The organism is Psychrobacter sp., assembly GCF_030454045.1.
Classification (GTDB): Bacteria; Pseudomonadota; Gammaproteobacteria; order Pseudomonadales; family Moraxellaceae; genus Psychrobacter.
Genome location: NZ_JAKDJE010000007.1, coordinates 45163 through 70288, shown reverse-complemented (window position 1 = coordinate 70288; position 25126 = coordinate 45163). Strand labels below are relative to the sequence as shown.

The following is a 25126-nucleotide window of genomic DNA, read 5'->3' as shown; positions in this document are numbered from 1 at the left end:
TGTGTAATCTACACATCTCTCACTGCCAGTCCGTCTGATGAGGGCGTATTATAGACCCTTTATTTATTTAGTCAAGAAGTATTTTCTATTTAATTCAAACAATTTGCATCGTTCAAATCAGTAAATCACTTCTCTTTCGACTGCGACGCAGTATACGCGGGTTTGAGGCTGGGTCAAGGGGGGACTGATAAATAACTCGCACTCTTTAATTATATCTCCGACGACTCCTCCTAATCAATTGTTATTGCTATTAATATCTATTCATCATTATTTTTGTTTATCTCAGTCTATATCCTTAAAGACATAAAAAAGGGATCTACCTATCGGTAAATCCCTGGATACAAAGCCTAAAGGCAGCTCTAACTTTTTGCTTTTGCTTTAATCGTCGTAAAAATGCCCGATAACGCATAGAGAATGCCAATCGCCAAAATACCAACAGGTATGTCATAAAGCACAATACTCATGACAAGTACGCCAATGATAAGCACCACAAAGGGTACTTTCTTTTTATCAAACTCTTTAAAGCTGTAGTACTTAACATTACTGACCATGAGCAGACCACAAATGACTACCCACGCTGCGAACAAAAACATGATCGCCGTATCGTACTGACCAATCCATTCGTTATGATCAACTGCAACCATAACCGCTGCTGTTACTAATATGGCGGCAAGCGGACTGGCCAAACCAACGAAGTATTTTTTATCGACGATACCCACCTGCACGTTGAAGCGTGCAAGACGAAAGGCAGCACAGGCAGTAAAGACGAACGCACAACCAATCCCAATACGACCCAGCGGCTCTAACGCAAAGCTATAAACCAAAATAGCAGGGGCCACACCAAATGCGAGCATATCTGCTAATGAATCATATTGCTCACCAAACGGGCTTTGGGCATTAAGCATACGGGCAACGCGGCCGTCGGCACCATCTAGAATACCTGATAAAAAGATAGCCAAAGCCGCCTTGTAAAACTCGCCTTGCGTACTCGCTAAAATCGAGTAAAACCCTGACAGTAATGACAATGTGGTAATTAAATTGGGTGCTAGATATACACCGCGACTGACCACACGCTTACCTTCCGCGACTTCTGCCTCGACGACCTCAAAGGTCAAACCATCGTAATTGTCATTGTCCGCTAGACGAATATTAAACTCATGCTCATCCATGTATGGAGGCTGGGTCGCTGCATTATCCTGCAACGATCCCTCTCTTGGAAGCATGTTATTTGGTTCGCCTTCAGGTGGCTGCATATTCGTCATCTTGATATCCTTATTGGCCAATATTGCTGTTCAGTTACTCGCCAACCAGCCAGCGTACATTGGTTGCACTGTCAGGCGTTAAGTCTGGGGCATCTTCTACTTTTAGTATTGGCTGCAAGAAACGCAATATCTCGCGTGCATGATTATCAAACTGCCATGGCGGATTGATAACCAGTAGACCTGTACCGTTCAGACCAACGGCAACATCATTAGGATAAATATTTAGCTCACAAACCAGCTGACGACGCATTTCGGTACGCTTGAGCTTTTTGTAAAACAGCTCGACCGCTTCGATATTTTTGATTGGGAACCAAAGCGCGTAAGTACCTTGTGGCCACTTGTTATAAGCCGCGACCAATAGGTCGATAAGACGCGTAAAGTCTTTGTGCTCTTGCTCAAAGGGAGGATCAAGGAAAATCAAACCGCGCTTTTCTTTTGGTGGAATAACAGCGGTGATACCTTCAAAGGCATCACGATGCTGGATACCAATTGGCAACTTATGTAACTGATAGTTCAACGCATCGTATTCAGTCGCTTTGGCTTCAAAAGCTTCGGCGCGCACGCCAGCATCAGGTTTTTTAGCGGCGGTTTTTTCGACATGATGAGCAATCCACCACGGCGAACCCGGATAGACTTTATTGTCGTAAGTGAATTTGGCTTGTTTAATGCCTTCCATATAATCTTTGACAGCGGCTGGTGCTTTTTCGGTATCTGCTTTCAAAAAAGCCTGAATACCGCCTTTGGCCTCCCCTGTCTTGCGCGCTTCTTCACTGCTTAGTGAATACAGTCCGCGGCCGCCATAGGCGTCAAGCACATAAAACGGTTTGTTTTTCTGCCCCAATTGATTGAGCAGTTGTACCAATAAAATGTGTTTAACCACATCAGCAAAGTTACCAGCGTGGTAGGCGTGTTTATAGTTCATAATCTCAAAAGTTTAAATAAGAAAAATTGCATCTATGGTAGCATAGGCGGAGTAAAAGATAATGTGGTTTTAGTAAGCGCTTTCGATAAAAACGCATTGAATGGCGGTATATTGACCATTGATTGATAAGAATGAGATGAAATGACGCAGATTATTAGCAACCTGAACAAGACAGCGTTGGTCGTTGATCATCCGATAGGACAGGACAATCCTCCGTTACTATCTCCAGACAGTCATAACGACGACCCAAACGCGCCTACCCAGCAGGTACTGCAACTGTCTGATTTTGCAGTTGACTGGGAAGATAAACTGACCGACAAACAGTTTGATACGTTTGTCACTGATGGCTGGCTCACTATTGATAATGTATTTAATAAGACCGCATTACTTGCGCTACAGGCTGAAAGTGGTTTTATTGACTATCGTGATGCGACATTGACGGCGGGTGTTCGCCTCAGTGATATCCGTGGTGATAGAATACGCTGGATCACCGAGAACTTCTTTGCAGGCTACTATTATCTGCAAAGTATCAACGCGCTGGCCGCTCTGTTTAATCGTAGCTTATTCGCGGGTATTCGTCATAGCGAAGCGCATTATGCGTGTTATCCGATTGGCTTTGGCTATCAATGGCACAGCGACAATCCTGCTGGGCGCGATGAACGGGTGATCTCAGCGGTGTTTTATCTTAATGATGATTGGGAAGCGACTGACGGCGGCGCGCTAGAAGTCGTTGATAAGCATGGCACGCACCATGAAGTGATGCCAGTTGCCAATAGACTAATCATTTTTGATAGCGACCTACAGCATCAAGTGCAGATCGCGCATCGTCAGCGTTACTCTATTGCTACGTGGATGCGCCGTGACGGTCTTGTACCCTTTGTCGAAGTAGACGCTTAGCACCTGTTCTTCATTATCTATTTATATTTAACATTTTCATTATTATACAAAAGGCTAACCCATGTCAGACTCTCACCAACAGCCCACCCACCAACAAGCAACCTTAGATTTGAGTATTGCGCTACTCGAACGCCCATCTGTCACACCAGACGATGATGGTTGCCAAGACATATTGTCAGAGCGTTTGGAGCAAGCAGGCTTTGACTGCGAGTTTATGTACTATGGTGACAGACAAGCAAAGGGTGAACACGCTGAAGTTAAAAACTTGTGGGCGCGCCGTGGCACGACGGACCCCGTGATTTGCTTTGCTGGTCATACCGATGTCGTACCAACGGGTGATGAAAAAAACTGGACCTATCCACCATTTACGCCAACCATTGGTGATGGGTATCTATGGGCGCGCGGTGCGGCAGACATGAAGACAGGCATTGCTGCCTTTACTATCGCCGCCGAACGCTTTGTCGCCAATCATCCTAAGCACAATGGCTCGATTGCTTTTTTGCTCACCTCAGATGAAGAAGGGCCGTCAATCAACGGTACGGTAAAAGTCATCGAAACCTTAGAAGCTCGTCAAGAAAAAATCACTTATTGTCTTGTGGGTGAACCATCGAGCACGGATACGTTAGGCGATATTATCAAAAACGGTCGTCGTGGCTCGCTAGGCGCAGAGCTGACGGTCACAGGTAAGCAAGGTCATGTTGCCTATCCACACTTGGCCTGTAATCCTATTCATGCGGCGATGTCTGCCCTTGCTGAATTGACCTCTACCGCATGGGATAATGGCAATGACTATTTCCCAGCCACCTCATTGCAAATATCAAATATCAACGGTGGCACAGGCGCAACCAATGTCATCCCTGAAACGCTAAATGTTGTCTTTAACTTCCGCTTTTCGACAGAGACGACTGAAGATGAGCTAAAGGCAAAAACGCATGCTATCTTTGATAAGCACTTTGCTGATAGTAAGGCCAGTTACGACATCAATTGGAAGTTATCTGGTCAGCCGTTTTTAACCCCTGAAGGGAAACTGGTTTCAGCCTGTCAAAATGCGATCAAGTCAGTCACAGGTACAGACACGACGCTATCGACATCAGGCGGTACGTCCGATGGGCGCTTTATCGCACCAACAGGCGCGCAAGTTGTGGAGCTTGGCGTACGCAATGCGACGATTCATCAAGTAGATGAAAAGGTAGAAGTCGATGATCTAGGAAAACTTGCCCAGATTTATGAAGGTATTTTGGAAAACTTATTGTTGGACTGATTATAAGATTAATTACGCCTGTCTAATTGACTACATCTATCCAAAGAAAAAGCGCTACCTGATTTAGGTTAGCGCTTTTTTTGTCATTGTTTTTGTCGACAACAGATTGAGCAGATTAAGTTACTTAAGCCAATTACTAGTTTTACTCAATCCCAATATAAACATCCACTTGGCCGTACTCTAGATTACCACCGATATAATGCTCAAAATCTACAGCAAACGTTCGGGTATGCTCACAATCTGGCGCATTGAAATATTCCCAAGCACTCTCCCATGCATTCATGACGGTATTAGGCATGTGGCCTTCTTCAGAAAATATCAAGTACTTTCCTGCAAGGATGATGACTTCTACCACATTACTGGTGCTGGCGGTACTTTCACTGTCTGATTGGTCATCCTTCTCACTGGCTGTTTTCCAGCTAGCGACAACATCAAACGCGCCTGCTAAATCGTCACTCTCATAGTTATGATAAATACCGTAAATATCTTCGCCTTCAGGCAACTGTCCTGCGTAATTCTGGTAAAACTTCTGCCACAATCTACCAAGCTTGGCAGTATCATGGCTAATCTCAGCGTTATTGGTGGTACGAACGCTGATACCGCGACAAGCGATCGCTTCTGGCAGCTCTTTAATTTGTGATGTCATGATGCGGCCTTTCTAATGTATTTATTGAATTTTTATGGATAACACTGCTCAACGTTATAGAGTCGATTAGTCAGCTTCATCGATCCAATTCATTTGAATGGCTTCTAAGATGCCTTCATTTGATTTTTGTGGATCATCATCAAAACCTTCAAGCTCCGTCACCCAGCGATGCAAATCGGTAAAGCGTATGTACTGCGGATCAGTCTCTGGAAATTTTTCATAAAGCTCGATTGCTATATCTAAGCTGTCTGTCCATTTTAATTTTTGTGGCGTCATAACGGTACCTTTTTTTAGTCGTTTTAGAAATAGTAGTGTCGCCTTAGTATTGGCGATTTGATGGACTCTATCCTACCAAAATTTAGCAAATGATTATAGCCAAGTTGTTTTACCCTGTTATTGTCAGTACGCTTTCTTCGTGCTGTTTTTGACATTATTTATGCTGACTTGGCCGACTTAACAGCGACTTGGTGCTCATTCCACGTGTTAATAACATCCGTCAACCGCTCCCCTGTCATGTCCAATACATCTGGCGTGCGCATACCTGTGTCATCGGTAAACACAAACTTGGTCATACCAACGCCCATCAGCTGATTTTTGACAAAAAAGCGATGCTCAAAATACACGTATTTGTGATCCCAACCTGCGACCACACTACTGAGCGTCATTTTATCCAAAAATTTGATTTGCTTAAGATAAATCATCTCTTGCATGGCAATGACCCAGTTCAGAGGCTTAATACCTTTTTGATGACAACGCGCTCTTACCCAACGTGTCACGTTTAGTTCAATAAATGACAAGTAACGATAATTGGGCAGATGATCGCGAAACCCCATGTCATGCGGTAATACCCAATAGTTACGGACAGTCGGTGCGATCAAGGTCTCAAGACTAATCGTCTCACTCATGGGCTCATGCTTGAGCTGCTGCTTAAGCAAACTAACCATAATAAAAAAGCGCAGTAACATATTCATAAATAGTGCTCTTACTTTGTTGTGTTTATGACTGAAGGTTGAACGGCTCAACGATATTTTCTTATCGTTGTTTCCGAAGCGTTGATCACTTTAACGCAAAAAAAGCCACCTCAGTGACTTTCCTTGTTCGAAACCTAACGGGCGAGAGTCCTTTATTAACATCCTATTTTAAATGTTAATGACCACCACCATTGATACTACGCACCATCTCTTCGACCATTTTCTTGGCATCACCAAAGATCATCATGGTTTTGTCCATATAGAAGAGGCTGTTATCAAGACCTGCATAGCCGGTGCTCATCGAACGCTTGATGACCATCACCGTTTGCGCTTTGTTGGCTTCTAAAATGGGCATACCAAAGATAGGAGATGTCGGATCGTCTTTTGCTGACGGGTTGACGACGTCATTTGCACCGATAACTAAGACCACATCGGTACTGGCGAAGTCTGAATTGATCTCATCCATCTCAAGAATATCATCATAAGGAACGTCAGCTTCAGCGAGTAGTACGTTCATATGACCTGGCATACGACCAGCAACGGGATGGATGGCAAAACGCACGTTAACACCTTCTTCTTTTAGCAATTCATAAAGCTCTTTTACCGCATTCTGCGCGCGCCCTTGTGCCATACCATAGCCTGGTACGATGACCACATTGCTGGCATTGGACATAAGGAACCCTGCGTCTTCTGCTGAGCCTGACTTGTATGTTTTTGGTGCGCCATCATCACTGCCTGCAGCGGCCGCTGACGTGCCCATACCGCCAAACAAAACGTTTAGTAGAGAGCGGTTCATGGCTTTACACATGATATAAGACAAGATCGCACCTGATGAACCCACGAGCGAGCCTGCGATAATCAGCATTGAGTTGCCAAGGGTAAAACCAATCCCTGCTGCCGCCCAACCTGAGAATGAGTTCAGTAGAGACACGACCACTGGCATATCACCGCCACCGATTGGCGCAATCCACATCCAACCAAAAATAACGGCAATTACTGCCATCGCATAAAATGCTGGTAGCGAATCTGTGACGAAATATACCCCGCCAAAACCAATCATGGCAATGAATAATACTGCCTGAACAGGTTTTACCCAGCCGCCAGTGACTGTTTTTGCCCAGCTTTTTGCCGCCAGTTTACCAAAGGCAAAAACCGACGCTGAGAAGGTAATCGCACCGATGAAGCAACCGATAAATAGCTCAACACGGGCAATCGCGCCATGCGCCTGCTCAGTATGCAGTACCGTGGCCAGGGCAATTGCCACTGCTGCCAAACCGACAAATGAATGCATCAACGCCACGGTTTCTGGCATCTGCGTCATGGCAACGGTTTTTGCCTTCCACATACCAACAAGCGCACCTAAGATCATCGCGCCAATAATGAGCCAAAGGACAGGCCCTTCTGCTAAGAAAAAGGTTGTCACGACGGCAATCGCCATCGCTGCCATACCAAAACGGTTACCGCGAATAGCGGTTTTTGGACTCGACAACCCGCGTAAGGTTAAGACAAAAAGGATCGCACCAACCAGATAGAACCAATCCGCATTCGTCGCAATCATCGTTGATAAATCATTCATGCGTCGCCTCCATTATCAGTCGTCGTTTCAAGAGCAGGCGCTTTTTTTACTTTGGGTTTGAACATCGCAAGCATACGCTCAGTTACCGCAAAACCACCAAAGATATTGATACTGGCTAGAAATACCGCAAAGGCACCAAGCAAACTGGCCGGTGTAAACATCGAGCCGTCGATATGGACAGTCTGTAGCATCGCACCGACGATCACGATACTTGATAAGGCGTTGGTCACCGCCATCAATGGCGTATGTAGCGCTGGGGTCACGCCCCAGACGACGTAGTATCCGACAAAGATAGCGAGTACGAATACGGTAAAAATCGCGACAAATGGTGTGCTACTCATGGCTGCACCGGCAGGCGCTGCCGCTAAAATGGTGGCGATCATCTCATCCTCCTAAAAATTTATTCGTGTCTGGCAAATGTATGGCGACCAGCAAGGGCTAGCGTTTGGCCAGTCGTACCTGACTGTCATGTGTCACTGCCAGTGCGCCCTGAATTTCGTCTTCCATGTCTAGGTTAAGTGCCAGTTTGTTTGCTGACGCGTCATCTGTAGCAGCTGGTGCAATTAAGGTGGTGATAAAGTTAACCAAGTTATTGGCGTATAGATCTGACGACTGCGCCGCAAGCATTGATGGGATATTGGCGGCACCAACGATGCGTACACCATTATCTGTAGTAATGGTGTCATTCGGCACACTGCCTTCGACATTACCACCTGTTCCAGCTGCCATATCGATCAATACTGAACCTGCTTTCATTTTGGCAAGCGTTGCTTCGTGTACCAAACGTGGCGCTTGGCGACCAGGAATCTGCGCCGTCGTGATGACAATGTCAGCATTGCTGAGTGCTTTGTCGACGACGGCAGCTTGGTCTTTGATATATTGCTCTGATGGGGTCCACGCATAGCCGCCTGTGGCTTTGGCCTTTTGCGCCTCTTCTTCACTCATCGGAACATCAAGCCATTTTCCACCAAGTGATTCGACCTGCTCTTTCGCCGCAGGACGCAAATCACTTGCCTCAACCACCGCCCCCAAACGTTTCGCCGTTGCAATCGCCTGTAGACCTGCCACACCTACGCCTAAGATGACTACTTTGGCGGGCTTGACCGTGCCCGCTGAGGTCATAAACATAGGAAAAGGACGCGAATATTCGTTGGCTGCTAGCAATACCGCTTTATAACCAGCAAGGTTGGCCTGTGATGACAATACATCCATGTTTTGCGCACGTGACAATGTACGTGGTAGCAACTCCATCGCAAAAGCCGTAGTCCCTTTGGCAGCATAAGTGTCGAGCTGAGTATTGCGATACGGGTCAAGCATACCGACGACGATTTGGCCTGCACTCAAATGCTCTGCCACTTCGGCGGGCAAGTCGTGAATGGTGGTAATAATTTGAGACTGGGCAATCACCTCGGTGCTACTGTTGGCAATATCGGCACCAGCAGCTTGATACAATTCATCAGCATAATAGGCTGCTTGGCCTGCACCTGACTGAATGACGACTTCAAACCCAAGCTTGCGCAATTTTTTGACTGCGTCTGGGGTTAGTGCGACACGGCTTTCACTCGCGATATCTGCACTGATTACACCGATTTTCATATCGTCTCCTTACTTATATAGAATGACTTACCCTTAATACCCTCAACGCATTTTCAAAAGCATAGGGGACAAAAATCCTTAACCATGACTTATCCAATATCATAAATAAAGACTATCAATTTAATAAATGATGTATTGTTTACCATCATGCCTTTTTATTATAGAGACATAATCTGCCAACTTTCATTGTCTAATGATGACCAACAAGTAAGATAAAAAGTTAGGTATTGATACCATCTGCATAACTTTTGTTGTTATATTAAAGTTTTTTATTTTTTCAAAAAACCTCTACCCCTTATATAACAAGGTCTCGTTTCAATAGAGGCTAACTGTATGGACATTTACGCATTGCCATATCCCCTTAAAAAAAACATAAAACACTCAAGGTCAAGTCAAGTTAAGCCCGCAGCTGTCGTATAATAAGAATGCTTGACACCTGAACAGGTCGGTCATTGACTCACGATAATAAGGACTCACCATGTATTTTTTACTCTCTCCTGCCAAATCTTTGAATGAAACAGACGCTGTACCAGTGAACTTGGGCAACTACTATAGTCAGCCTGAACTGATCGCGCACTCACAGTCACTCATGAAAGTATTGAAGTCCAAAGAGCCCGTTGATCTGCAAGAGTTGATGAGTATCTCTGATGATCTTGCGCAACTCAATGCCACGCGCAATCAACAATGGCATTGGAGCGAAGATAAGCCGTTTACTGATGATGAGTCTGGTAATGCAGCAAAGCCGGCGGGCTACTTGTTCGACGGTGATGTTTATACCGGTCTTGATATGTATAACATGGATAAAGAAACGTCCATCTACGTCAATGAACATCTGGGTATTTTGTCAGGTCTTTATGGGGTATTAAAACCGTTGGACTTGATTCAGCCTTATCGTTTAGAGATGGGTACAAAGCTTAAAAACGAGCGCGGTGATAACCTTTATGAGTTTTGGGGTGAGAAGATAACTGACGTGATCAATGCCCGTATGGCAAATAGTGACGATAAAACGCTCATCAATCTGGCATCGAATGAGTATTTTAAAGCGGTAAAAAAGAAAGCGCTGAATGCGGACATCATCACGCCACGATTCGAAGATGAGAAAAATGGCCAATATAAAGTGATTAGCTTTTACGCCAAAAAGGCACGCGGACTGATGGTGAGATACGCAGCAGACAATAAGCTGACCAGTGCTGAGCAGCTAAAGCAGTTTGATTTGGCGGGTTATTATTATTGTAAAGAGGCGTCTGATGATAAGACATGGACGTTTAGACGCGATGCGGCGGATCAGTAACTTGATATAAAAAACGGCTGATAATGCCGAGATCTTAGCTAGGGCGTGTCCCTAATGGACCATTATTATTAGATGAAATCGGCCCCATGTGGTTTCCCTCCTAATAGCCATGGGGCATTATTAACGACCTTTTTCGATAGTGCCCCATAGCTAGTCTTTATTTTGCTTCATCTTTCATGGGTTACAAATCATGATCACCATGACACTTCTATCATTTATTTCGCTCGATTGGACAAGATGACACCGATGGTGCTGATTACAATGCCGCATATCATGATGAGTGATAGAGACTCCTTAAGTATCAGCGTCGCCAGTATAGCGGTTAATCCTGGCGACAACGAGCCAAGCAACAAAGTACGAATAGAACCCAATTGTTTGACCGCATAAGAAAATGCAAGGGTTGATACCACTCCTACCCCAAGGCCTTGTACTAAGATAAAAGGCAGCACCTCATTAAAGGATACAGACCCTATATTGGTCTCCATAATGCCAGATAAAACCATCACCAATGTCAGAAAAAAAGAGGTACAAGAGAGTACGATAGCGATCACTATTGGGCTTAGCTTGGTGCTTTTTAACCCCAAGGTATAACCCGCCCAAATCAGGCTTGCCAGCAACAGTAACCCCACACCATACAGCAAGCTAATGGGTATGGCCTCTGCCCTCCCGCCAATCATCGTCGCGATACCAAAGAAAATAAGGATCAATGCAGCAAATTTTCTGAGCGATATTCGCTGACGATAAAGAATAAAAGACAGCAAGGCAGCAAAGAACACTGGTGTCCCTGTCAAAATAGTCCCCATGTAAGCTGCTGGCACTGTGCTGGCCCCAAAAGCTGCTAACAGAAGAAAAGGCACGCCGCCAAGTAAAATAAATAGGATAGCTGGTAGTCTTATGCTTTTGATGTCTTGCCAATGAGCGCGTACCCAAGGGGTCAACAAGACTAGCGGCACACTAAAGCGAATGAGCATGACATCGGCAATACTAAGAGGCGACGCCCCAACCGCACGCACAGTCAACGCAAATCCTGACCAAATCAATAACACAACACTCATCGCCACATAGCCTTTGGTTAACGGCGACATAATGAACAAAGGGTTTTTGCGTGCTGATGGGAGAAATATCGTATTCATAATCATGTCTTATGCTGGTATACAAAGACCAATTATCGATTAAAATACGCGCTTTTATCTCTATTTATTTATTGCAATTTCCCAAATATTTGGTGGATAATGCCAATTAAATCAAAATTCTTGGCTTAAAAAGCCAAAGGATAAATTATGGATAAAATTGATCGTCATATCTTAGAAGTACTCCAAAAAGAGGGACGCTTATCTACGGCAGAACTTTCCGAACGCGTAGGGCTGTCGCCATCTCCTTGTGCAAGACGCCTAAAGCGTTTGGAAGATGAGGGTTATATAGAAAACTACCAAGCGAACGTCAATAAAGCCAAAGCAGGTATTACCATGAGTTTTTTTGTAGAGGTGAGTCTCAACAGCCACCAAGAAGAGTCTATTGCAGCTTTCGAGAGTGCATTGTCCAATATGGACGAGGTTATCAATGGACATGTGGTATCGGGTTCTTACGATTATTTATTAGAAGTAGTCAGCCCAAATCTCGATGGTTATGAGCGCTTCACACGTAAGCTGCACAAACTTGCTAGCGTCAAAGATATACACACTCATTTGTCGGTGAGAAAGGTTATTAACAAGACGACTTTACCTATTTTTGTGTGAGACTTTTAACACTAATGGGCAATCTCGAGCACGGCCTTCCCTGACGTTAAGTCTATTAAGATTAATATAAATAGCTAGTGAAATTGAATTATTACATAACTTTATTATCGAGCATAAAAAAGCCCTGCTATCTTTCGATAGCAGAACCTTTAGTAGTCAAATAGACTTTATGAGGTTGATTTTACTTTTTGCGAAAAGTGATTTATCAAGGAAGACGAGCGAAAATAGTACTTATTGTACATTGAGCGCGTCTAACAAAGAAAAACCACTTTGCAGCGACAGTAAAATTACATCATGCCGCCCATACCACCCATGCCGCCCATACCACCAGCAGCGCCCATACCTGCCATACCGTCATCTTTTTCTGGTATGTCAGTGATCATGGCTTCAGTGGTCAGCATGAGACCAGCCACTGATGCTGCGTTTTCTAGTGCTGAGCGTGATACTTTGGCTGGATCAAGGATACCCATCTCAAGCATATCGCCGTACTCACCAGAGGCAGCATTGTAGCCGTAGTTGCCCGTGCCGTTTTTCACTGCGTTAACCACAACTGATGCTTCTTCGCCAGCGTTGGTAACGATTTGACGTAACGGTGCTTCCATCGCGCGGCGTAGGATGTTGATACCTGCGTCTTGGTCTTGATTGTCGCCAGTTAGGTCAGCTAACACGTTAAGCGCACGTACGAGCGCAACACCACCACCAGGCACGACGCCTTCTTCAACCGCTGCACGAGTGGCATGTAGCGCATCGTCAACACGGTCTTTCTTCTCTTTCATTTCAGTTTCAGTCGCTGCGCCAACTTTGATTACTGCTACGCCGCCTGCCAGTTTCGCAACACGCTCTTGTAGTTTTTCTTTATCGTAATCAGAAGTAGACTCTGCGATCTGACGGTTGATAGACTCAACACGGTTTTCGATGTCAGCTGAGTTACCAGCGCCATCAACGATCACGGTGTTTTCTTTACCAACAGTGACTTTTTTCGCAGTACCCAATTGCTCAAGCGTCGCCGTCTCTAGGCTTAGGCCAATCTCTTCAGAGATTACCGTGCCGCCCGTTAGCGTTGCGATGTCTTCTAGCATGGCTTTACGACGATCGCCAAAACCTGGTGCTTTAACGGCACAAGTTTTTAGGCCGCCACGCATGTTATTTACAACTAGAGTTGCCAACGCTTCGTTTTCTACGTCTTCAGCGATGATTAGCAATGGCTTGCTTTGCTGCATGACTTGCTCAAGTAATGGCACGATCTCACGGATATTGCTGATTTTTTTGTCAACCAATAGGATATATGGGTTTTCAAATTCAGCAGTCAGGCTGTCTTGCTTGTTAGCAAAGTATGGGCTGATATAACCACGGTCAAACTGCATACCTTCGACCACTTCTAGGGTATCTTCAAAGCTTGACCCTTCTTCAACGGTGATAACGCCTTGCTTACCAACTTTTTGCATCGCTTGCGAGATCAATTCACCGATTTTGGTGTCTGAGTTGGCAGAGATAGAACCTACTTGCGCGATGGCTTTTTCGTCATCAGCTGGCGTTGATAGGTTATGGATTTCTTGAACGGCGGCGCGAACGGCTTTGTCGATACCGCGCTTAAGATCCATTGGGTTCATGCCAGCAGCGACTGACTTCATGCCTTCTTGCAAGATTGACTGAGCCAATACGGTCGCAGTCGTTGTACCATCACCAGCAACATCATTGGTGCGGCTAGCCACTTCACGAACGAGCTGAGCGCCCATGTTTTCGAATTTATTTTCAAGCTCGATTTCTTTGGCAACCGATACACCATCTTTAGTGATAGTAGGTGCGCCAAAAGATTTATCGATAACAACGTTACGACCTTTAGGGCCTAGGGTGACACGTACTGCGTTTGCTAGAACGTTGACACCGTCCATCATTTGTTTACGGGCATCTATGCCGAATTTTACGTCTTTTGCCATGTTAAATTACTCCACTATTATAAGTATGAGAATACAATTGAATGATTTGAGTTATTTTTATCAAAAATCAATGTCAGAGAGATGCTGAGTATAAAAGGATTAACCTTCTAGCACGCCCAATACATCAGACTCTTTCATAATCAACAATTCTTCACCGTCAACCTTCACCGTTTGACCAGCATATTGACCGAACAAGACTTTGTCGCCAGCTTTTACATCCAATGCGCGAGTTTCGCCGTTGTCACGAATTTGACCATTACCAACAGCAAGGATTTCACCTTGTGATGGTTTTTCTTGTGCAGAACCTGGCAATAAAATACCACCCGCTGTCTTTTGCTCTTCTTCTATGCGGCGGACGACAATACGGTCATGTAAAGGACGAATGTTCATCGATATGACTCCAAAAATTGGTTGTTTACATTAAGGGTTTATTTGAATTGATAGTCTCAATATCAGTATCTATAAGCGTTACTATTTCGTAATAGCAGCCTAAAGATACGCTTTGAGCTTGTAACAAAAAGTGGGGGCAATATAGGTTGGGTTCAAGTGTAAAGCCCAAAAATTTACAAGATTATTCTGCTAGCAGTTGATGCCATTCAATTGGCCCTTATTTCTGTTTATTGATCGTCTATTGCTGGCTTTACAGCACGTTACCTTTGATCGAGCTCTCAATGCTCATAGCAACATTTGCTACAGGCATTACACAGAGTAGTCGATGGTTACCCTTGAAAATGTAACAGAGTATGACCATTATGAGCGTTGTAACCATAATAAGAACGACAGATGCTGCTCTATCAGCATCGTATTAATAAAGAGGTATTTATGAGTTTTCTGCCAACGAATCAATCATCACTAAAAGATGGTTCTAATAACACGAACCGCAAACCGTCCAAGTTTTTGTCTGCACTGATCACAGGTGTCAGCATCTCTACCATTGGAGCTTTGAGTATGACCGCACCTACCCTTGCTAACGCCAAAACTGTTCAACCGTCAACGGCCAGTTATAGCTTTACTGTTGAAGACAAATATAAAGGTACGGCGACTCGCACGCTCAGCAAGTCTGGCAACACATGGAAATATAACGTCAAAGCTCGCGTCGCTGGCGTGGCTAGTGCCTCACAACACAGCACTTTTACGATCAGTGGCAACAATGTCGTCCCAACCCAAGCCAGTACCACGTACAAGCTATTAGGTATGGGCCGCACGCACAAGCTAGACTTTAACCCAAGTGCCAATAAAGTCACCAGTAACTATAAGGGCAAGAGTACGACCATGAATATGTCGCAGCAAGCCTTTGATGACTTGAGCCTTGAGGTGCAAATTCGCCAAGACCTATTAAATGGCAAATTCTCTGGTAATTACTACATGGCGAAGAAAGGCAAAATCGAAAAGACCCCATTTAAAAAATCTGGCAGCACCAAGATTACGGTACCAGCTGGGACATTTGATACCGTGCGTGTAGACCGAGTCCATGACGATAACAGTCGCTCTACCAGCTTTTGGTTGGCACCAAGCTTGGACTATCTGCCAATCAAAGTCAGTCAGATCAATGATGGCAAAAAAATGGATTTAGAATTGACCAAAGTCAACTAATCTAAGTATATGGACAGAAGCGTTGAAAGTAATATTGCAATAAAAAAGCGGCGTCCTATTTGGAGCGCCGCTTTTTTATGTTTGAAGTTTAAGAGTAGAAGCTATCGATATAAACCGTTTCTTTCATACTATAAAAATACTAGCGAGAACGTGGGGTTTTTACAACATTATTCATTGATGGCAGGCGTTTTAGCAAAATAAAGAGCCAGACATTAATGGCAAGTAGCCACACAAAGTCGATAAGGTATACGGCGATCTCAGCCCAGCTACTGCCATATATACGAGTAAATAGCACCACGCCACTTGCGCCCAGATATACCAGCGTAAACATACTACTGATTAAGAGAGCATAAGGTGAGCGTCCACGTAATATCCACGGTGTCAATATAAGTGCTGGCACCAACCATAACGCTTGCCAAACGATCCCGCCGATGATGTCTGGGCTACTTGGGTTAAAGATGCTAATAAAAATAGGCAGTCCAAGCAATCTATAAACGAGCCAAATCAGCCACGTGACCGCCAAGCGCTTGGCTATAGGCGCAACCGGCTTAATAGCTTTGGGGAATTTACTATCGGAGCGGTTTTTAGCCATTAGATATCTGTGTTTCCTAAATGATTAGCCTGACATTCAGCTATCAGCACGTCATTATCAATATGTAAGTGCAAAAGTGGTGAGGTATATCGTTCGAGCGATAGCATCCGTTATCTATGAATGGCTTAGCGGTCCCAGTTTGCTTGTGCTAAGGCTGTAGCAGTAATTGCCAGACGGCGTCCTTGTGCAATACCTAAGTCACGCTCGTCTGCCGATACTGGCTGATCATGCGCCGCACCACTGACATGACTGGCACCATAAGGCGTACCACCGCGGTGCGTACGATTCAATGCAGGCTCTGCGTAGGGCACACCCACGATGACCATACCGTGATGCATCAATGGCAACATCATGGTCAGCAAGGTAGTTTCTTGCCCGCCATGCATCGAGCCTGTCGCCGTAAATACCGAAGCTGGTTTGTTCTGTAAATTACCCGCCAGCCAAAGCGTCACGGTATTGTCCCAAAAATACTTCATGGGCGCAGACATATTGCCAAAATGCGTCGGACTACCGAGCGCCAGACCACTACAGTCTTTTAGGTCATCCATCGTACAGTACAAGTCGCCCTCATCAGGTATCGCAGGTTTGCTTGATGTCGTTTCAGGCGCAACGGTCGGCACGGTTCGGATACGTGCATTCATGCCCGCCTCTTCAATTCCTTGAGCGATAGCATATGCCAATGTCTTAGTCGTACCGTAGTTAGAATAATAGAGCACCAATACATAAGGGGCGGTCTGACTCATTAGCAAAGCTTCCTTATAAAATCGTTAATGTTATCTTTTATGGCAGACGCTATAGTCTAGTCTCATACTACCGAAATATAACCTATAACTGCATTGTAAAATATGTGCACATTATGCCCGAGTCATTCACTGACATGCAAATAACCGCGGTATATAACATAGTTTATATTATATCGGTTTTCACTCTACACTGCTGTGCGCTGTGCATTTTGACACAATTAAACCGCAGATGTGAGCAGCGCATGTTTGTTACACTATTGTCACTCTTACTTTTGCTAACTGGTCGACATGGAAAAATTCTCACAAAAACTGCCATTTCTACAACAACGCTGGTTTCAATTCTTGCGATTTTTGGTTCGACATTTTTTTGAAGACAACTGTCAGCAAAAAGCAGCATCGCTCACCTACACGACCATGTTGTCGATCGTGCCTGTGCTAACAGTATTATTGATGATTTTATCTTCGGTACCAGCGCTCGCCTCTGTAAGAGCACAGATATATGAGGTCATTTATAGCAACTTGTTACCCCAATCGAGTCTACAAGTAAGTGAGTATATCAATGACTTCGCCGAAAAATCCTCCAATCTAACCATTATCGGTGCCATCATTTTATTTTTGACGACCATCATGACACTGACAACCATTGAGCGCGCCTTCAACCAAATCTGGCGGGTAGAGAATCGTTCAGGTGGCCTTAAAAGCATGATGCGCTATTGGACGATTGTGACCTTGGGGCCATTGGTCTTAGGCACCGCTTTTATTGCCTCAAGTACGGTTCAAAGCTTGAGCTTTTTAAATCGACAAATTGCAGGTTATGGTATCGATTGGGGCTTTTGGGTACAGGCTGTATCGATTGGTATCACCATGGCCGGCTTTATAGGGATGTATTGGTTCATTCCTAAGGCGCGTGTACCGCTAAAAAACGCAGCCATCGCAGGCGTGTTTGTCGCTATCCTGTTTGAGCTGATGAAGCATCTGTTTGGTACCGTCATGGCCAACTTTACCAGTTACGAAGCGATCTACGGGGCTTTTGCCGCGCTTCCTATATTTTTGCTATGGATTTTCTTGTCATGGAACCTTATTCTACTGGGCGTTGAGATCAGCTATACCTTGACTATTTTTGAGACAGAAGAAGTCTACCCTCGTCATCCTTTGTTAAGTCTATTGGACATGCTCAACTTGATACATACCCATCACCTAAAGGGTGAAGCCGTCAGCGAGCAGGCACTTCGTAATGTATTGGGACGCAAGGAGTTGCCAAAATGGTATACCTATATTAATTACCTACAAGACAGCAATCTCATCACCATGACCGAAGACGATGACTATGTACTCAAAAAAGACTTGAGTAGAATGACGCTATGGGATTTTTATCGCACATTGCCTTATCCCTTGCCGATCAAAGATGAGCTTGATGAGATGAAGCTAGAAGATCAAAAACCTTGGCTCAGCTTATTGGTAGACCGTTTTGAACATACAGAAGCCTATGCGAAGCAACAATTAAACCTGCCATTGAGTGCTATATTCGCCAATAGTGAACCGCGCAAAAAATCGGCTTCTAATAGAAAAAATGGTCATGACAAGTTGTTCAGAAAAACGGCAGCGGCTGATGCGTCTTTGACAGGTCACGACCTAGATAATGGTCGCCATGAGATAAGCCATGCAGATATCGAGTCATCACCACATTTTGACCCTATCGCCTATGACAAAGACAGCCATATTGAGTACGATGATCATCATAATGAGGCCATTATTCCTCTCGGCTCTGGCGAGACGTCAACTGAGCGTGAGTCAAGCAGGCGTGATGATAAAAGCGCCATTATTACTGAGGCTGACAATCCAAAAGCGGGTGGCTGACACAGTAGCAAAAAGATCTTACCTAAAAAATGCTTCACTTAATAGTTTGTAAAGCATCAAGCTGTCGAGTAGCTTTACTATTATTTTGGATATCTTGAGTATATGACAACGCACAAAAACGATAAAACAAGCGTGTGGATCCGTACGGTTAATACTGCCCAGAGTAAGCTTAAGCAGTTTACTCAATTGTGGTCACTGCAAACGCTGACTGACTTACCTGATCGCCTAAGAGCTTTATGGCAGCAGCTTATTGGATCTTATTGGTTTATCCCAACGGCTTGCGTGATTGCTGGTATTTTACTTGCGCCTTTGCTGGTGACGGTTGATCAGCATTTTGATCGTAAAACGATACGCAATATCTCTTTTGCCTTTACTGGTGATGATGATGCAGCACGCGCGATTATGACCGCTATTGCTGGTGCCGTATTGGGTGTGGCAGGTACAACGTTTTCGATCACGATTGCCGTGCTCTCTATGGCATCGTCACAATTTGGTCCACGGTTATTGCGCAACTTTTTGACAGATACGCCCAATCAATTTGTACTTGGCGCTTTCATTGGTACCTTTAGTTATAGCCTACTCGTCTTAAAATCTATCCACAAATACGATGTGTCCTTTGGCGTACCGCAACTAGCCGTCACTTTCGCCATCATCATGGCCATTATTTGTGCCCTTTTATTGGTATATTTTGTACAGCATATGGTACATGCCATTCAAGCCTCTCATGTTATCCAGAATGCCAGTAATGATGCGATTAATAATATTTATTATTGGTACAGCGATCAGTGCGATATTCAGCATCAGCGAGATGCTGAGCATCATGACGTTGAGGTATTTCACCACTGGCCTGCCATGCCTATTTATTCACCAAACTCAGGCTATCTACAACAGATCTATTTTGAGTCATTGATTGCCCTGTCACAAGATTATGGTGGGGTGATAAAGCTACATGTCAATCTTGGTGGGTATATTACCGATAAAAACGTCATTGGATATTTTTATCAACGACCAGCAGAGCACCCAAACAATCGGCAAAAAACAGCGTCACCGCATCTTGCCATCATACCGCGGTCACCTGATGGCATGTTTTGGCAGCGCTTTACCGGCTGCGTGCGTATCGAACAACGATTGGCGCATTCTGATGACATTGCCTACAGCTTGGGACAAATGACCGAAATTGCGATACGAGCTCTGTCTCCTGGTATTAATGACCCAAAGACAGCCGTCAATTGCATACAGTCTTTGACAAGTTGCTTGAGTATTATGTTGCGGCGTCAACCGCCAAGCCCTTATCATTTTTATATACCAAAATCAGAAGAGACCAGCTCTGACGATGAGGTGGAGCAAAAACGACTGGCCATCTTAGCGTTGGTCACTCACACACCAAAAATATCTGATTTTATCAACCTATCACTTGGCGAGATACGTCGCTATGCAGCCGCTGATTTGATGGTACTAAAAGCCTTATGTTATGCCATGGTCAATTTAAATTATGCACGGGTCAACAGCGCACAGCAGCAAACACTGTTGCACGAGCTCAATCTAATCAAGCGCGCTGGAGAAGAAAACTTAAGCTACCAAGAGTTGATAGACGATCTAGTCGCCATGTGCGATCAAGCCAAGCAGTTTATTTTAGATGAGGATGCACAGCATCAGCACTTTACCTATGTTAGCGAATTTACCGCCAATATCCGTCAAGCCCTGCAATCGCAGTCGAGCTGATGACAGGTTAAGCCAATCACTCAGTATATTGGTAGCTTTGATACCGCTATCGTCAGTTTTTATAGTCAAAAAATATTTACGCAATCCTCATAAGTCTCAGGCTTAGGATTCATCTTATATTCATACGAGATCTGCTTTATGGCATCTGCAACCAGCCTAACCATACTTGAAATCAGCGCCATATTTTTATCGATTACCGCGTCTTTAACCTATGTCAATCACCGCTTTATAGGCTTACCCACCACCATTGGCGCCATGGTGATTTCTATATTGCTGTCTATTGGGGCCATCTTCTTAGGCTTTTTAGGGTTTGATCAACTGATTGATTACGAAGTCAGTCTGCTAGAGCAGCTTGATTTTACCGAAGTGCTCTTAGATGGCATGCTGTCGATGCTGCTATTTGCAGGGGCATTGCATGTCAATATTGGTGATTTGAGACGCTATAAACTGCCTATTGGCATCCTCGCTGGGCTTGGTACGATCGTATCCGCCATGCTCATTGCCACCGCTGTTTATTTTATGCTTCCCCTATTCGGCTTTGGTTTACCGTTTCTGTGGTGTCTGCTATTTGGCGCTCTGATCTCCCCCACTGATCCTATTGCCGTTATGGGCATTCTCTCCTCGGCAGGTGCGCCAAAGAGTATTGAGACCGTCATCGCTGGCGAGTCATTGTTCAATGATGGCATCGGAGTGGTGATTTTCGTGCTACTGCTGGGAATTTTATCCAGCGGTGATATTCCAACGATCAACTATGTGGCTCATACCTTGGCAGTCGAGGCGGGTGGCGGTGTGATATTTGGTTTAGTATTGGGTGCAATTTTGTACTATCTACTCAAGAGCATCGATAGTTATCAAGAGGAGGTACTATTGACACTAGCAGGCGTTATTGGTGGCTATGCGCTTGCCAGCCATTGGCATTTGTCAGGGCCGCTTGCGATGGTGATGATGGGACTGATGGTGGGTAATCGCGGACGCGAGCTTGCGATGAGCGATCAGACGCGTCATTATATTGATCTATTTTGGGAGTTGATTGATGAGATATTAAACGCCATTTTATTTGTACTCATCGGTCTAGAGGTGGTGATGATTGCGTATTCAGGCAATCTATTTATCGCAGGTGGCCTAACAATCGTGATTGCCTTAGTGGCTCGTTTCATCGTTGTTGGAATGACGACCAAAACCTTCCACCGTCAGCTTGATTTGCCCATTGGTGCTTGGAAAGTACTCACTTGGGGCGGGTTACGTGGCGGTATCTCAGTGGCATTGGTACTACAACTTCCAATCGGCACCGAGCGCGATATCTTGCTGGCGCTCACGTATGCAGTCGTAATATTTTCTATTTTGGTACAAGGCCTGAGTGTTGGTAAAGTGGCCAAGAGTATTCGCCCATCACATAAAAACAATTAGGTAGTTAATTGGGTCAGTAGACATCAAAAAACCGCCGTCAGCATCATGGTAAATAAATGCTAACGGCGGTTTTTTTGGTCCAATCTATATAGCGGTCAATGTCAATTATTCACTAAATCAACCCTTTGCGCTTCATATTGCGATAGACCACCACGACGATCAAAATATTTAAGATTAGAATACCAAGCTTAAACCAATCAAAAGGGCTGATGACTAGGTAATAAACCTCTATAGGAATAAAGACACCATAGCCCAAAACGCCGAACCAATATGCCCACGTTTTGTCGCGCCACAAACCATAAGCTTCTAAAAAACGTAAACTGGCATAAGCGAATATCAATAATAAAAATACTGACCAGTTTTTGCTGGCTTGTTGAGCAATCAGTACCGCACTATCGATCTGCGGCGCAAGCAGTTGCCCAAAGGTATGTTGCCAAGATTTTGTGGCAGTGGTTAACCAATGCTCAAGATTCGTGTGCCACCACCATAAGGCCACTGCTCCTAATAACGCACCGATGCCTTTAATAGCCTCATAAATAGCCACTGCCTTGATAGATTCACTGGCTGTGCTGTGCGTTTTTTCTAGAGGGTCAATCATTTTTACCCCTTTTATCCTTCGAGGATAGCGGCAAGCTATCGTCCTGTCGGGGCAAATTAGCCAAAGAATGTCTCTACAACACGCCCTTGCAGCTGCTGATTGAAAAACGGTGTATTTTTACCATTCGATAGCATAGACTGTGCAGTTACTTGCCATTCAAGATTGGGGTCAATCAATACAGCCCCACCAATGGCTTCATAATGCTCACTAATACCAGCAATCTTTGCAGGATTGAGACAGATCTTATCAACCAGTTGCGCGAGTGTTAATACCCCATCCCCAACCAACTGACACGCCAGCGCCATAAAGGTATCAAAGTTTGAAATACCGGGTGTGCTCTCCGCAAACGGTGCTTTCTTCGCTGTGCTGTTCAGTGGTTCATGATGACTACAGATGGCATCAATCGTCCCATCGGCAAGACCGCGACGCAGTGCTTGCTGATCGGTATTACTACGCAGCGGCGGTAATACGTAAGCCTGCGCGTTAAAACCTTCTAGATTATCATCGGTCAGATATAGCTGATGCATGGCCACATCACAGGTCACAGGCAGCCCTTTGTCTTTGGCCCAGCGCATCAGCTCAACCGATGATTTACAAGTGAGTTGGCTAAAGTGCGCCGCAACGCCTGTCTCTTCGACCATCAAAAGCTGGGTAGATAAGGCAACCGTTTCAGCGATCCAAGGGATGCCCTGCAAACCATGATAAGAGGCAATATAACCCTCATGCGCCACGCCATCTCCAGACAGACTTGGCTCATCAGGATAAAAGAATACTTTCATACCAAAAGTCGCCGCGTACTCTAGTGTTCTTAGCAATACTAAGTCATTGCGAAAAGGTCTACGCGCATTGGATACTGCGATACAGCCGCCCTTTTTAAGCCCTGCAATATTAGACGGTCGTTCGCCCTCTAACCCTGTGGTCAATGCGCCCAAAATATGCAAGTAAATACCGCCATCACTCAAGGCGCGCTCACGCAAGCCCTTTAAGAGTGAGCCATTTTCTAAAATAGGATTGGTGTCAGGTGGCGTGACTACATGCAAGAACCCGTTACCACGAGCTGCCCTACCTTCTGATTCCAGCGTACCGTGTTGCTGTTGGCCCGGCTCACGCAAGCGCGCGCATAGATCTACTAATGGTGGTAGTAACCATATTTCACGGCCAGAATCGAGTGTAGACAGTTTTTCTGTTACAGTTTGCGGCAATGCATCTTTAAATGCTTTTGGTAAATGGTCAAAGATGGGTGCATCCGTATTAAGCATGGTAGACATAACGTTATTACCGTATCAATAAAATGAAATAAATGAGAATAAGTCGCGCGGCAAGCTGTTACTTGCCAGCCGCTTGATGAGCACGTTGGCCTTCCATCGCAAGCGACAAGACCGCCATTCGTATGGCAATACCGTTATTTACCTGCTTTAAGATCACCGATTGCGCGCCATCAGCCACACTAGAAGCAATCTCAACACCACGGTTCATTGGCCCTGGATGCATAACTAGCGCATCGGGCTTGGCCAATGCCACTCGCTCTGGCGTGATCCCATAATGCTTATAGTATTCACTTGACGATGCCAATAGCGGCGAACCGATACGCTCATTTTGTATTCTTAATCCCATAATCACATCACAATCAGTGACACACTCATCCATATTTTCATATACTTTTACGCCAAAGCGCTCAATACCTTTCGGCAATAAAGTACGCGGCGCACACACACGGATATCTGTCACACCTAGGGTTTGCAAGGCGCTAATATCAGAACGGGCGACGCGTGAGTGCTTAATATCACCAACGATTGCGATAGACAGCTCTTCAAATGGGCGCGGTGCCTCACGGTAAATGGTCAACATGTCGAGCATTCCCTGAGTAGGATGCGCATGCCAGCCATCACCACCATTAATGATAGCAATATCAGGGGTCACTTCTGTCGCCATAAAATGCGCGGCACCTGATGCTGAATGTCGAACTACAAAAATATCTGCGGTCATTGCCTGTAGATTCCACAAGGTATCGCGTAGACTCTCGCCTTTTTTGGTACTAGAGCGTTCGATATCGATATTGAGTACATTAGCACCCAAGCGTTTTTCTGCTACTTCAAAAGTCGTCCGGGTACGAGTCGATGGTTCAAAGAACAAATTCATGACCGTATAGCCATCTAACTCAGGACGATTGATGAGCTGCCCGTTTTCATCAAAGAAAGTCTCTGCTTTTGCGATAATAGCTTTGAGCTGTGCTTTATTAAGACCTTCAACACCCAAGAAATGCCTGATACTGCCATCGGTGTTGAGCTGCGGACGACTCAGTGAGGTATTGAGTCTTTGATGAATTGTATTGGGATCAAATTTTGCATAATCAGTCGGTGAGACTGGTTGTGTAGCGCTACTATCGAGAGAATTTGACATAATGGCGAGTCTTTATTGTGGGTTTATATGAGTCTGTCGTAATCGCTTATTCATCTTTGTTCAATCATTTAGCACCGATAGGCACAGAGACGAGGACATTTTGACGCTTATTTGCTACA

At 44.9% G+C, this 25126-nt stretch carries 24 protein-coding genes; 8 read left to right on the top strand and 16 right to left on the bottom strand.

The window, feature by feature from the left end; genetic code table 11:
* Positions 1 to 359 precede the first annotated feature (359 nt).
* The gene (pssA, locus tag L0G63_RS02660) at positions 360 to 1169 is read right to left on the bottom strand and encodes a CDP-diacylglycerol--serine O-phosphatidyltransferase (RefSeq protein WP_301449269.1); all 810 of its coding nucleotides are present in this window, start codon (positions 1167 to 1169) and stop codon (positions 360 to 362) included.
* A gap of 127 nt (positions 1170 to 1296) precedes the next feature.
* Positions 1297 to 2184 carry a 23S rRNA (adenine(2030)-N(6))-methyltransferase RlmJ gene (locus tag L0G63_RS02655; RefSeq protein ID WP_301449263.1) on the bottom strand — a complete coding sequence of 296 codons (888 nt, stop codon included), beginning with the start codon at positions 2182 to 2184 and terminating at the stop codon, positions 1297 to 1299.
* A gap of 141 nt (positions 2185 to 2325) precedes the next feature.
* On the opposite strand from L0G63_RS02655, the gene L0G63_RS02650 reads away from it, so the two are divergent.
* Positions 2326 to 3081: a 2OG-Fe(II) oxygenase gene (locus L0G63_RS02650; protein ID WP_301449262.1), complete on the top strand. Its 756-nt coding sequence runs from the start codon at positions 2326 to 2328 to the stop codon at positions 3079 to 3081.
* Between the two features lie 61 nt (positions 3082 to 3142).
* Positions 3143 to 4342: a succinyl-diaminopimelate desuccinylase gene (dapE, locus tag L0G63_RS02645; protein WP_301449261.1), complete on the top strand. Its 1200-nt coding sequence runs from the start codon at positions 3143 to 3145 to the stop codon at positions 4340 to 4342.
* A 142-nt stretch (positions 4343 to 4484) separates the two neighbouring features.
* On the opposite strand, the gene L0G63_RS02640 is transcribed toward dapE, so the two are convergent.
* The 6 genes from L0G63_RS02640 to L0G63_RS02615 form a co-directional block, all read right to left on the bottom strand.
* The gene (locus L0G63_RS02640) at positions 4485 to 4988 is read right to left on the bottom strand and encodes a GyrI-like domain-containing protein (protein ID WP_301449260.1); all 504 of its coding nucleotides are present in this window, start codon (positions 4986 to 4988) and stop codon (positions 4485 to 4487) included.
* 66 nt (positions 4989 to 5054) lie between these two features.
* Positions 5055 to 5264: a Fe-S cluster assembly protein IscX gene (gene iscX / locus L0G63_RS02635; protein WP_021812734.1), complete on the bottom strand. Its 210-nt coding sequence runs from the start codon at positions 5262 to 5264 to the stop codon at positions 5055 to 5057.
* Positions 5265 to 5422: 158 nt separating this feature from the next.
* The gene (locus L0G63_RS02630; protein WP_301449259.1) at positions 5423 to 5959 is read right to left on the bottom strand and encodes an acyl-CoA thioesterase; all 537 of its coding nucleotides are present in this window, start codon (positions 5957 to 5959) and stop codon (positions 5423 to 5425) included.
* A gap of 175 nt (positions 5960 to 6134) precedes the next feature.
* Entirely contained in the window at positions 6135 to 7517 is a 1383-nt protein-coding gene (locus L0G63_RS02625) for an NAD(P)(+) transhydrogenase (Re/Si-specific) subunit beta (protein ID WP_301449268.1), read from the bottom strand.
* A gap of 14 nt (positions 7518 to 7531) precedes the next feature.
* Entirely contained in the window at positions 7532 to 7876 is a 345-nt protein-coding gene (locus L0G63_RS02620; protein ID WP_301449267.1) for a proton-translocating transhydrogenase family protein, read from the bottom strand.
* Positions 7877 to 7973: 97 nt separating this feature from the next.
* Positions 7974 to 9131, bottom strand: coding sequence for an NAD(P) transhydrogenase subunit alpha (locus tag L0G63_RS02615; RefSeq protein ID WP_301449258.1), 1158 nt, complete (start codon positions 9129 to 9131; stop codon positions 7974 to 7976).
* 478 nt (positions 9132 to 9609) lie between these two features.
* On the opposite strand from L0G63_RS02615, the gene yaaA reads away from it, so the two are divergent.
* Complete coding sequence (gene yaaA / locus L0G63_RS02610; RefSeq protein WP_301449257.1) at positions 9610 to 10422, top strand: peroxide stress protein YaaA; 813 nt, start codon at positions 9610 to 9612, stop codon at positions 10420 to 10422.
* A gap of 215 nt (positions 10423 to 10637) precedes the next feature.
* Here yaaA and L0G63_RS02605 read toward each other — a convergent pair whose 3' ends face one another.
* Positions 10638 to 11555: a DMT family transporter gene (locus tag L0G63_RS02605; protein WP_301449256.1), complete on the bottom strand. Its 918-nt coding sequence runs from the start codon at positions 11553 to 11555 to the stop codon at positions 10638 to 10640.
* A 147-nt stretch (positions 11556 to 11702) separates the two neighbouring features.
* On the opposite strand from L0G63_RS02605, the gene L0G63_RS02600 reads away from it, so the two are divergent.
* Positions 11703 to 12158 carry an Lrp/AsnC family transcriptional regulator gene (locus L0G63_RS02600; RefSeq protein WP_301449255.1) on the top strand — a complete coding sequence of 152 codons (456 nt, stop codon included), beginning with the start codon at positions 11703 to 11705 and terminating at the stop codon, positions 12156 to 12158.
* A gap of 287 nt (positions 12159 to 12445) precedes the next feature.
* Here the strand turns inward: L0G63_RS02600 and groL are convergent, their stop codons facing one another.
* The gene (groL, locus tag L0G63_RS02595) at positions 12446 to 14095 is read right to left on the bottom strand and encodes a chaperonin GroEL (protein ID WP_301449254.1); all 1650 of its coding nucleotides are present in this window, start codon (positions 14093 to 14095) and stop codon (positions 12446 to 12448) included.
* A 99-nt stretch (positions 14096 to 14194) separates the two neighbouring features.
* Positions 14195 to 14485, bottom strand: coding sequence for a co-chaperone GroES (gene groES / locus L0G63_RS02590; protein ID WP_301449253.1), 291 nt, complete (start codon positions 14483 to 14485; stop codon positions 14195 to 14197).
* 432 nt (positions 14486 to 14917) lie between these two features.
* On the opposite strand from groES, the gene L0G63_RS02585 reads away from it, so the two are divergent.
* On the top strand, positions 14918 to 15688 hold the full coding sequence (locus tag L0G63_RS02585) for a DUF3108 domain-containing protein (protein WP_301449252.1): 771 nt from the start codon (positions 14918 to 14920) through the stop codon (positions 15686 to 15688).
* A gap of 139 nt (positions 15689 to 15827) precedes the next feature.
* On the opposite strand, the gene L0G63_RS02580 is transcribed toward L0G63_RS02585, so the two are convergent.
* Positions 15828 to 16280, bottom strand: coding sequence for a hypothetical protein (locus tag L0G63_RS02580; protein WP_301449251.1), 453 nt, complete (start codon positions 16278 to 16280; stop codon positions 15828 to 15830).
* A 125-nt stretch (positions 16281 to 16405) separates the two neighbouring features.
* Positions 16406 to 17023 carry an NAD(P)H:quinone oxidoreductase gene (wrbA, locus tag L0G63_RS02575; RefSeq protein ID WP_301449250.1) on the bottom strand — a complete coding sequence of 206 codons (618 nt, stop codon included), beginning with the start codon at positions 17021 to 17023 and terminating at the stop codon, positions 16406 to 16408.
* A gap of 288 nt (positions 17024 to 17311) precedes the next feature.
* Here wrbA and L0G63_RS02570 point away from each other — a divergent pair, with 288 nt between their 5' ends.
* The 3 genes from L0G63_RS02570 to L0G63_RS02560 all read left to right on the top strand — a co-directional run bounded on the left by L0G63_RS02570 (position 17312) and on the right by L0G63_RS02560 (position 22009).
* On the top strand, positions 17312 to 18880 hold the full coding sequence (locus tag L0G63_RS02570; protein ID WP_301449249.1) for a YihY/virulence factor BrkB family protein: 1569 nt from the start codon (positions 17312 to 17314) through the stop codon (positions 18878 to 18880).
* 102 nt (positions 18881 to 18982) lie between these two features.
* Positions 18983 to 20602 (top strand): DUF2254 domain-containing protein, encoded by a 1620-nt coding sequence (locus L0G63_RS02565; RefSeq protein WP_301449248.1) that lies wholly within the window; start codon positions 18983 to 18985, stop codon positions 20600 to 20602.
* A gap of 138 nt (positions 20603 to 20740) precedes the next feature.
* The gene (locus L0G63_RS02560; RefSeq protein ID WP_301449247.1) at positions 20741 to 22009 is read left to right on the top strand and encodes a sodium:proton antiporter; all 1269 of its coding nucleotides are present in this window, start codon (positions 20741 to 20743) and stop codon (positions 22007 to 22009) included.
* 112 nt (positions 22010 to 22121) lie between these two features.
* Here the strand turns inward: L0G63_RS02560 and L0G63_RS02555 are convergent, their stop codons facing one another.
* Genes L0G63_RS02555 through L0G63_RS02545 form a run of 3 tightly spaced genes read right to left on the bottom strand, consistent with a single transcriptional unit; the run spans position 22122 to position 25007 of the window.
* A complete protein-coding gene (locus L0G63_RS02555; RefSeq protein ID WP_301449246.1) occupies positions 22122 to 22607 on the bottom strand; it encodes a DUF2127 domain-containing protein in 486 nt (161 codons plus the stop codon).
* A gap of 56 nt (positions 22608 to 22663) precedes the next feature.
* Entirely contained in the window at positions 22664 to 23875 is a 1212-nt protein-coding gene (locus tag L0G63_RS02550; protein ID WP_301449245.1) for a dihydroorotase, read from the bottom strand.
* 58 nt (positions 23876 to 23933) lie between these two features.
* Complete coding sequence (locus L0G63_RS02545) at positions 23934 to 25007, bottom strand: aspartate carbamoyltransferase catalytic subunit (protein WP_223334788.1); 1074 nt, start codon at positions 25005 to 25007, stop codon at positions 23934 to 23936.
* Positions 25008 to 25126 lie beyond the last annotated feature (119 nt).

Coding starts and splice junctions, on each gene's coding strand:
- L0G63_RS02625 (WP_301449268.1), bottom strand. CDS start 7,517: ATGATTGCGACGAATGCGGATTGGTTCTATCTGGTTGGTGCGATCCTT.
- L0G63_RS02565 (WP_301449248.1), top strand. CDS start 18,983: ATGACAACGCACAAAAACGATAAAACAAGCGTGTGGATCCGTACGGTT.
- L0G63_RS02580 (WP_301449251.1), bottom strand. CDS start 16,280: ATGGCTAAAAACCGCTCCGATAGTAAATTCCCCAAAGCTATTAAGCCG.
- L0G63_RS02640 (WP_301449260.1), bottom strand. CDS start 4,988: ATGACATCACAAATTAAAGAGCTGCCAGAAGCGATCGCTTGTCGCGGT.
- L0G63_RS02570 (WP_301449249.1), top strand. CDS start 17,312: ATGGAAAAATTCTCACAAAAACTGCCATTTCTACAACAACGCTGGTTT.
- iscX (WP_021812734.1), bottom strand. CDS start 5,264: ATGACGCCACAAAAATTAAAATGGACAGACAGCTTAGATATAGCAATC.
- L0G63_RS02605 (WP_301449256.1), bottom strand. CDS start 11,555: ATGAATACGATATTTCTCCCATCAGCACGCAAAAACCCTTTGTTCATT.
- L0G63_RS02650 (WP_301449262.1), top strand. CDS start 2,326: ATGACGCAGATTATTAGCAACCTGAACAAGACAGCGTTGGTCGTTGAT.
- groES (WP_301449253.1), bottom strand. CDS start 14,485: ATGAACATTCGTCCTTTACATGACCGTATTGTCGTCCGCCGCATAGAA.
- pssA (WP_301449269.1), bottom strand. CDS start 1,169: ATGGATGAGCATGAGTTTAATATTCGTCTAGCGGACAATGACAATTAC.
- L0G63_RS02600 (WP_301449255.1), top strand. CDS start 11,703: ATGGATAAAATTGATCGTCATATCTTAGAAGTACTCCAAAAAGAGGGA.
- L0G63_RS02620 (WP_301449267.1), bottom strand. CDS start 7,876: ATGAGTAGCACACCATTTGTCGCGATTTTTACCGTATTCGTACTCGCT.
- L0G63_RS02585 (WP_301449252.1), top strand. CDS start 14,918: ATGAGTTTTCTGCCAACGAATCAATCATCACTAAAAGATGGTTCTAAT.
- L0G63_RS02560 (WP_301449247.1), top strand. CDS start 20,741: ATGGCATCTGCAACCAGCCTAACCATACTTGAAATCAGCGCCATATTT.
- wrbA (WP_301449250.1), bottom strand. CDS start 17,023: ATGAGTCAGACCGCCCCTTATGTATTGGTGCTCTATTATTCTAACTAC.
- dapE (WP_301449261.1), top strand. CDS start 3,143: ATGTCAGACTCTCACCAACAGCCCACCCACCAACAAGCAACCTTAGAT.
- L0G63_RS02615 (WP_301449258.1), bottom strand. CDS start 9,131: ATGAAAATCGGTGTAATCAGTGCAGATATCGCGAGTGAAAGCCGTGTC.
- L0G63_RS02655 (WP_301449263.1), bottom strand. CDS start 2,184: ATGAACTATAAACACGCCTACCACGCTGGTAACTTTGCTGATGTGGTT.
- groL (WP_301449254.1), bottom strand. CDS start 14,095: ATGGCAAAAGACGTAAAATTCGGCATAGATGCCCGTAAACAAATGATG.
- yaaA (WP_301449257.1), top strand. CDS start 9,610: ATGTATTTTTTACTCTCTCCTGCCAAATCTTTGAATGAAACAGACGCT.
- L0G63_RS02545 (WP_223334788.1), bottom strand. CDS start 25,007: ATGTCAAATTCTCTCGATAGTAGCGCTACACAACCAGTCTCACCGACT.
- L0G63_RS02555 (WP_301449246.1), bottom strand. CDS start 22,607: ATGATTGACCCTCTAGAAAAAACGCACAGCACAGCCAGTGAATCTATC.
- L0G63_RS02550 (WP_301449245.1), bottom strand. CDS start 23,875: ATGTCTACCATGCTTAATACGGATGCACCCATCTTTGACCATTTACCA.
- L0G63_RS02630 (WP_301449259.1), bottom strand. CDS start 5,959: ATGAATATGTTACTGCGCTTTTTTATTATGGTTAGTTTGCTTAAGCAG.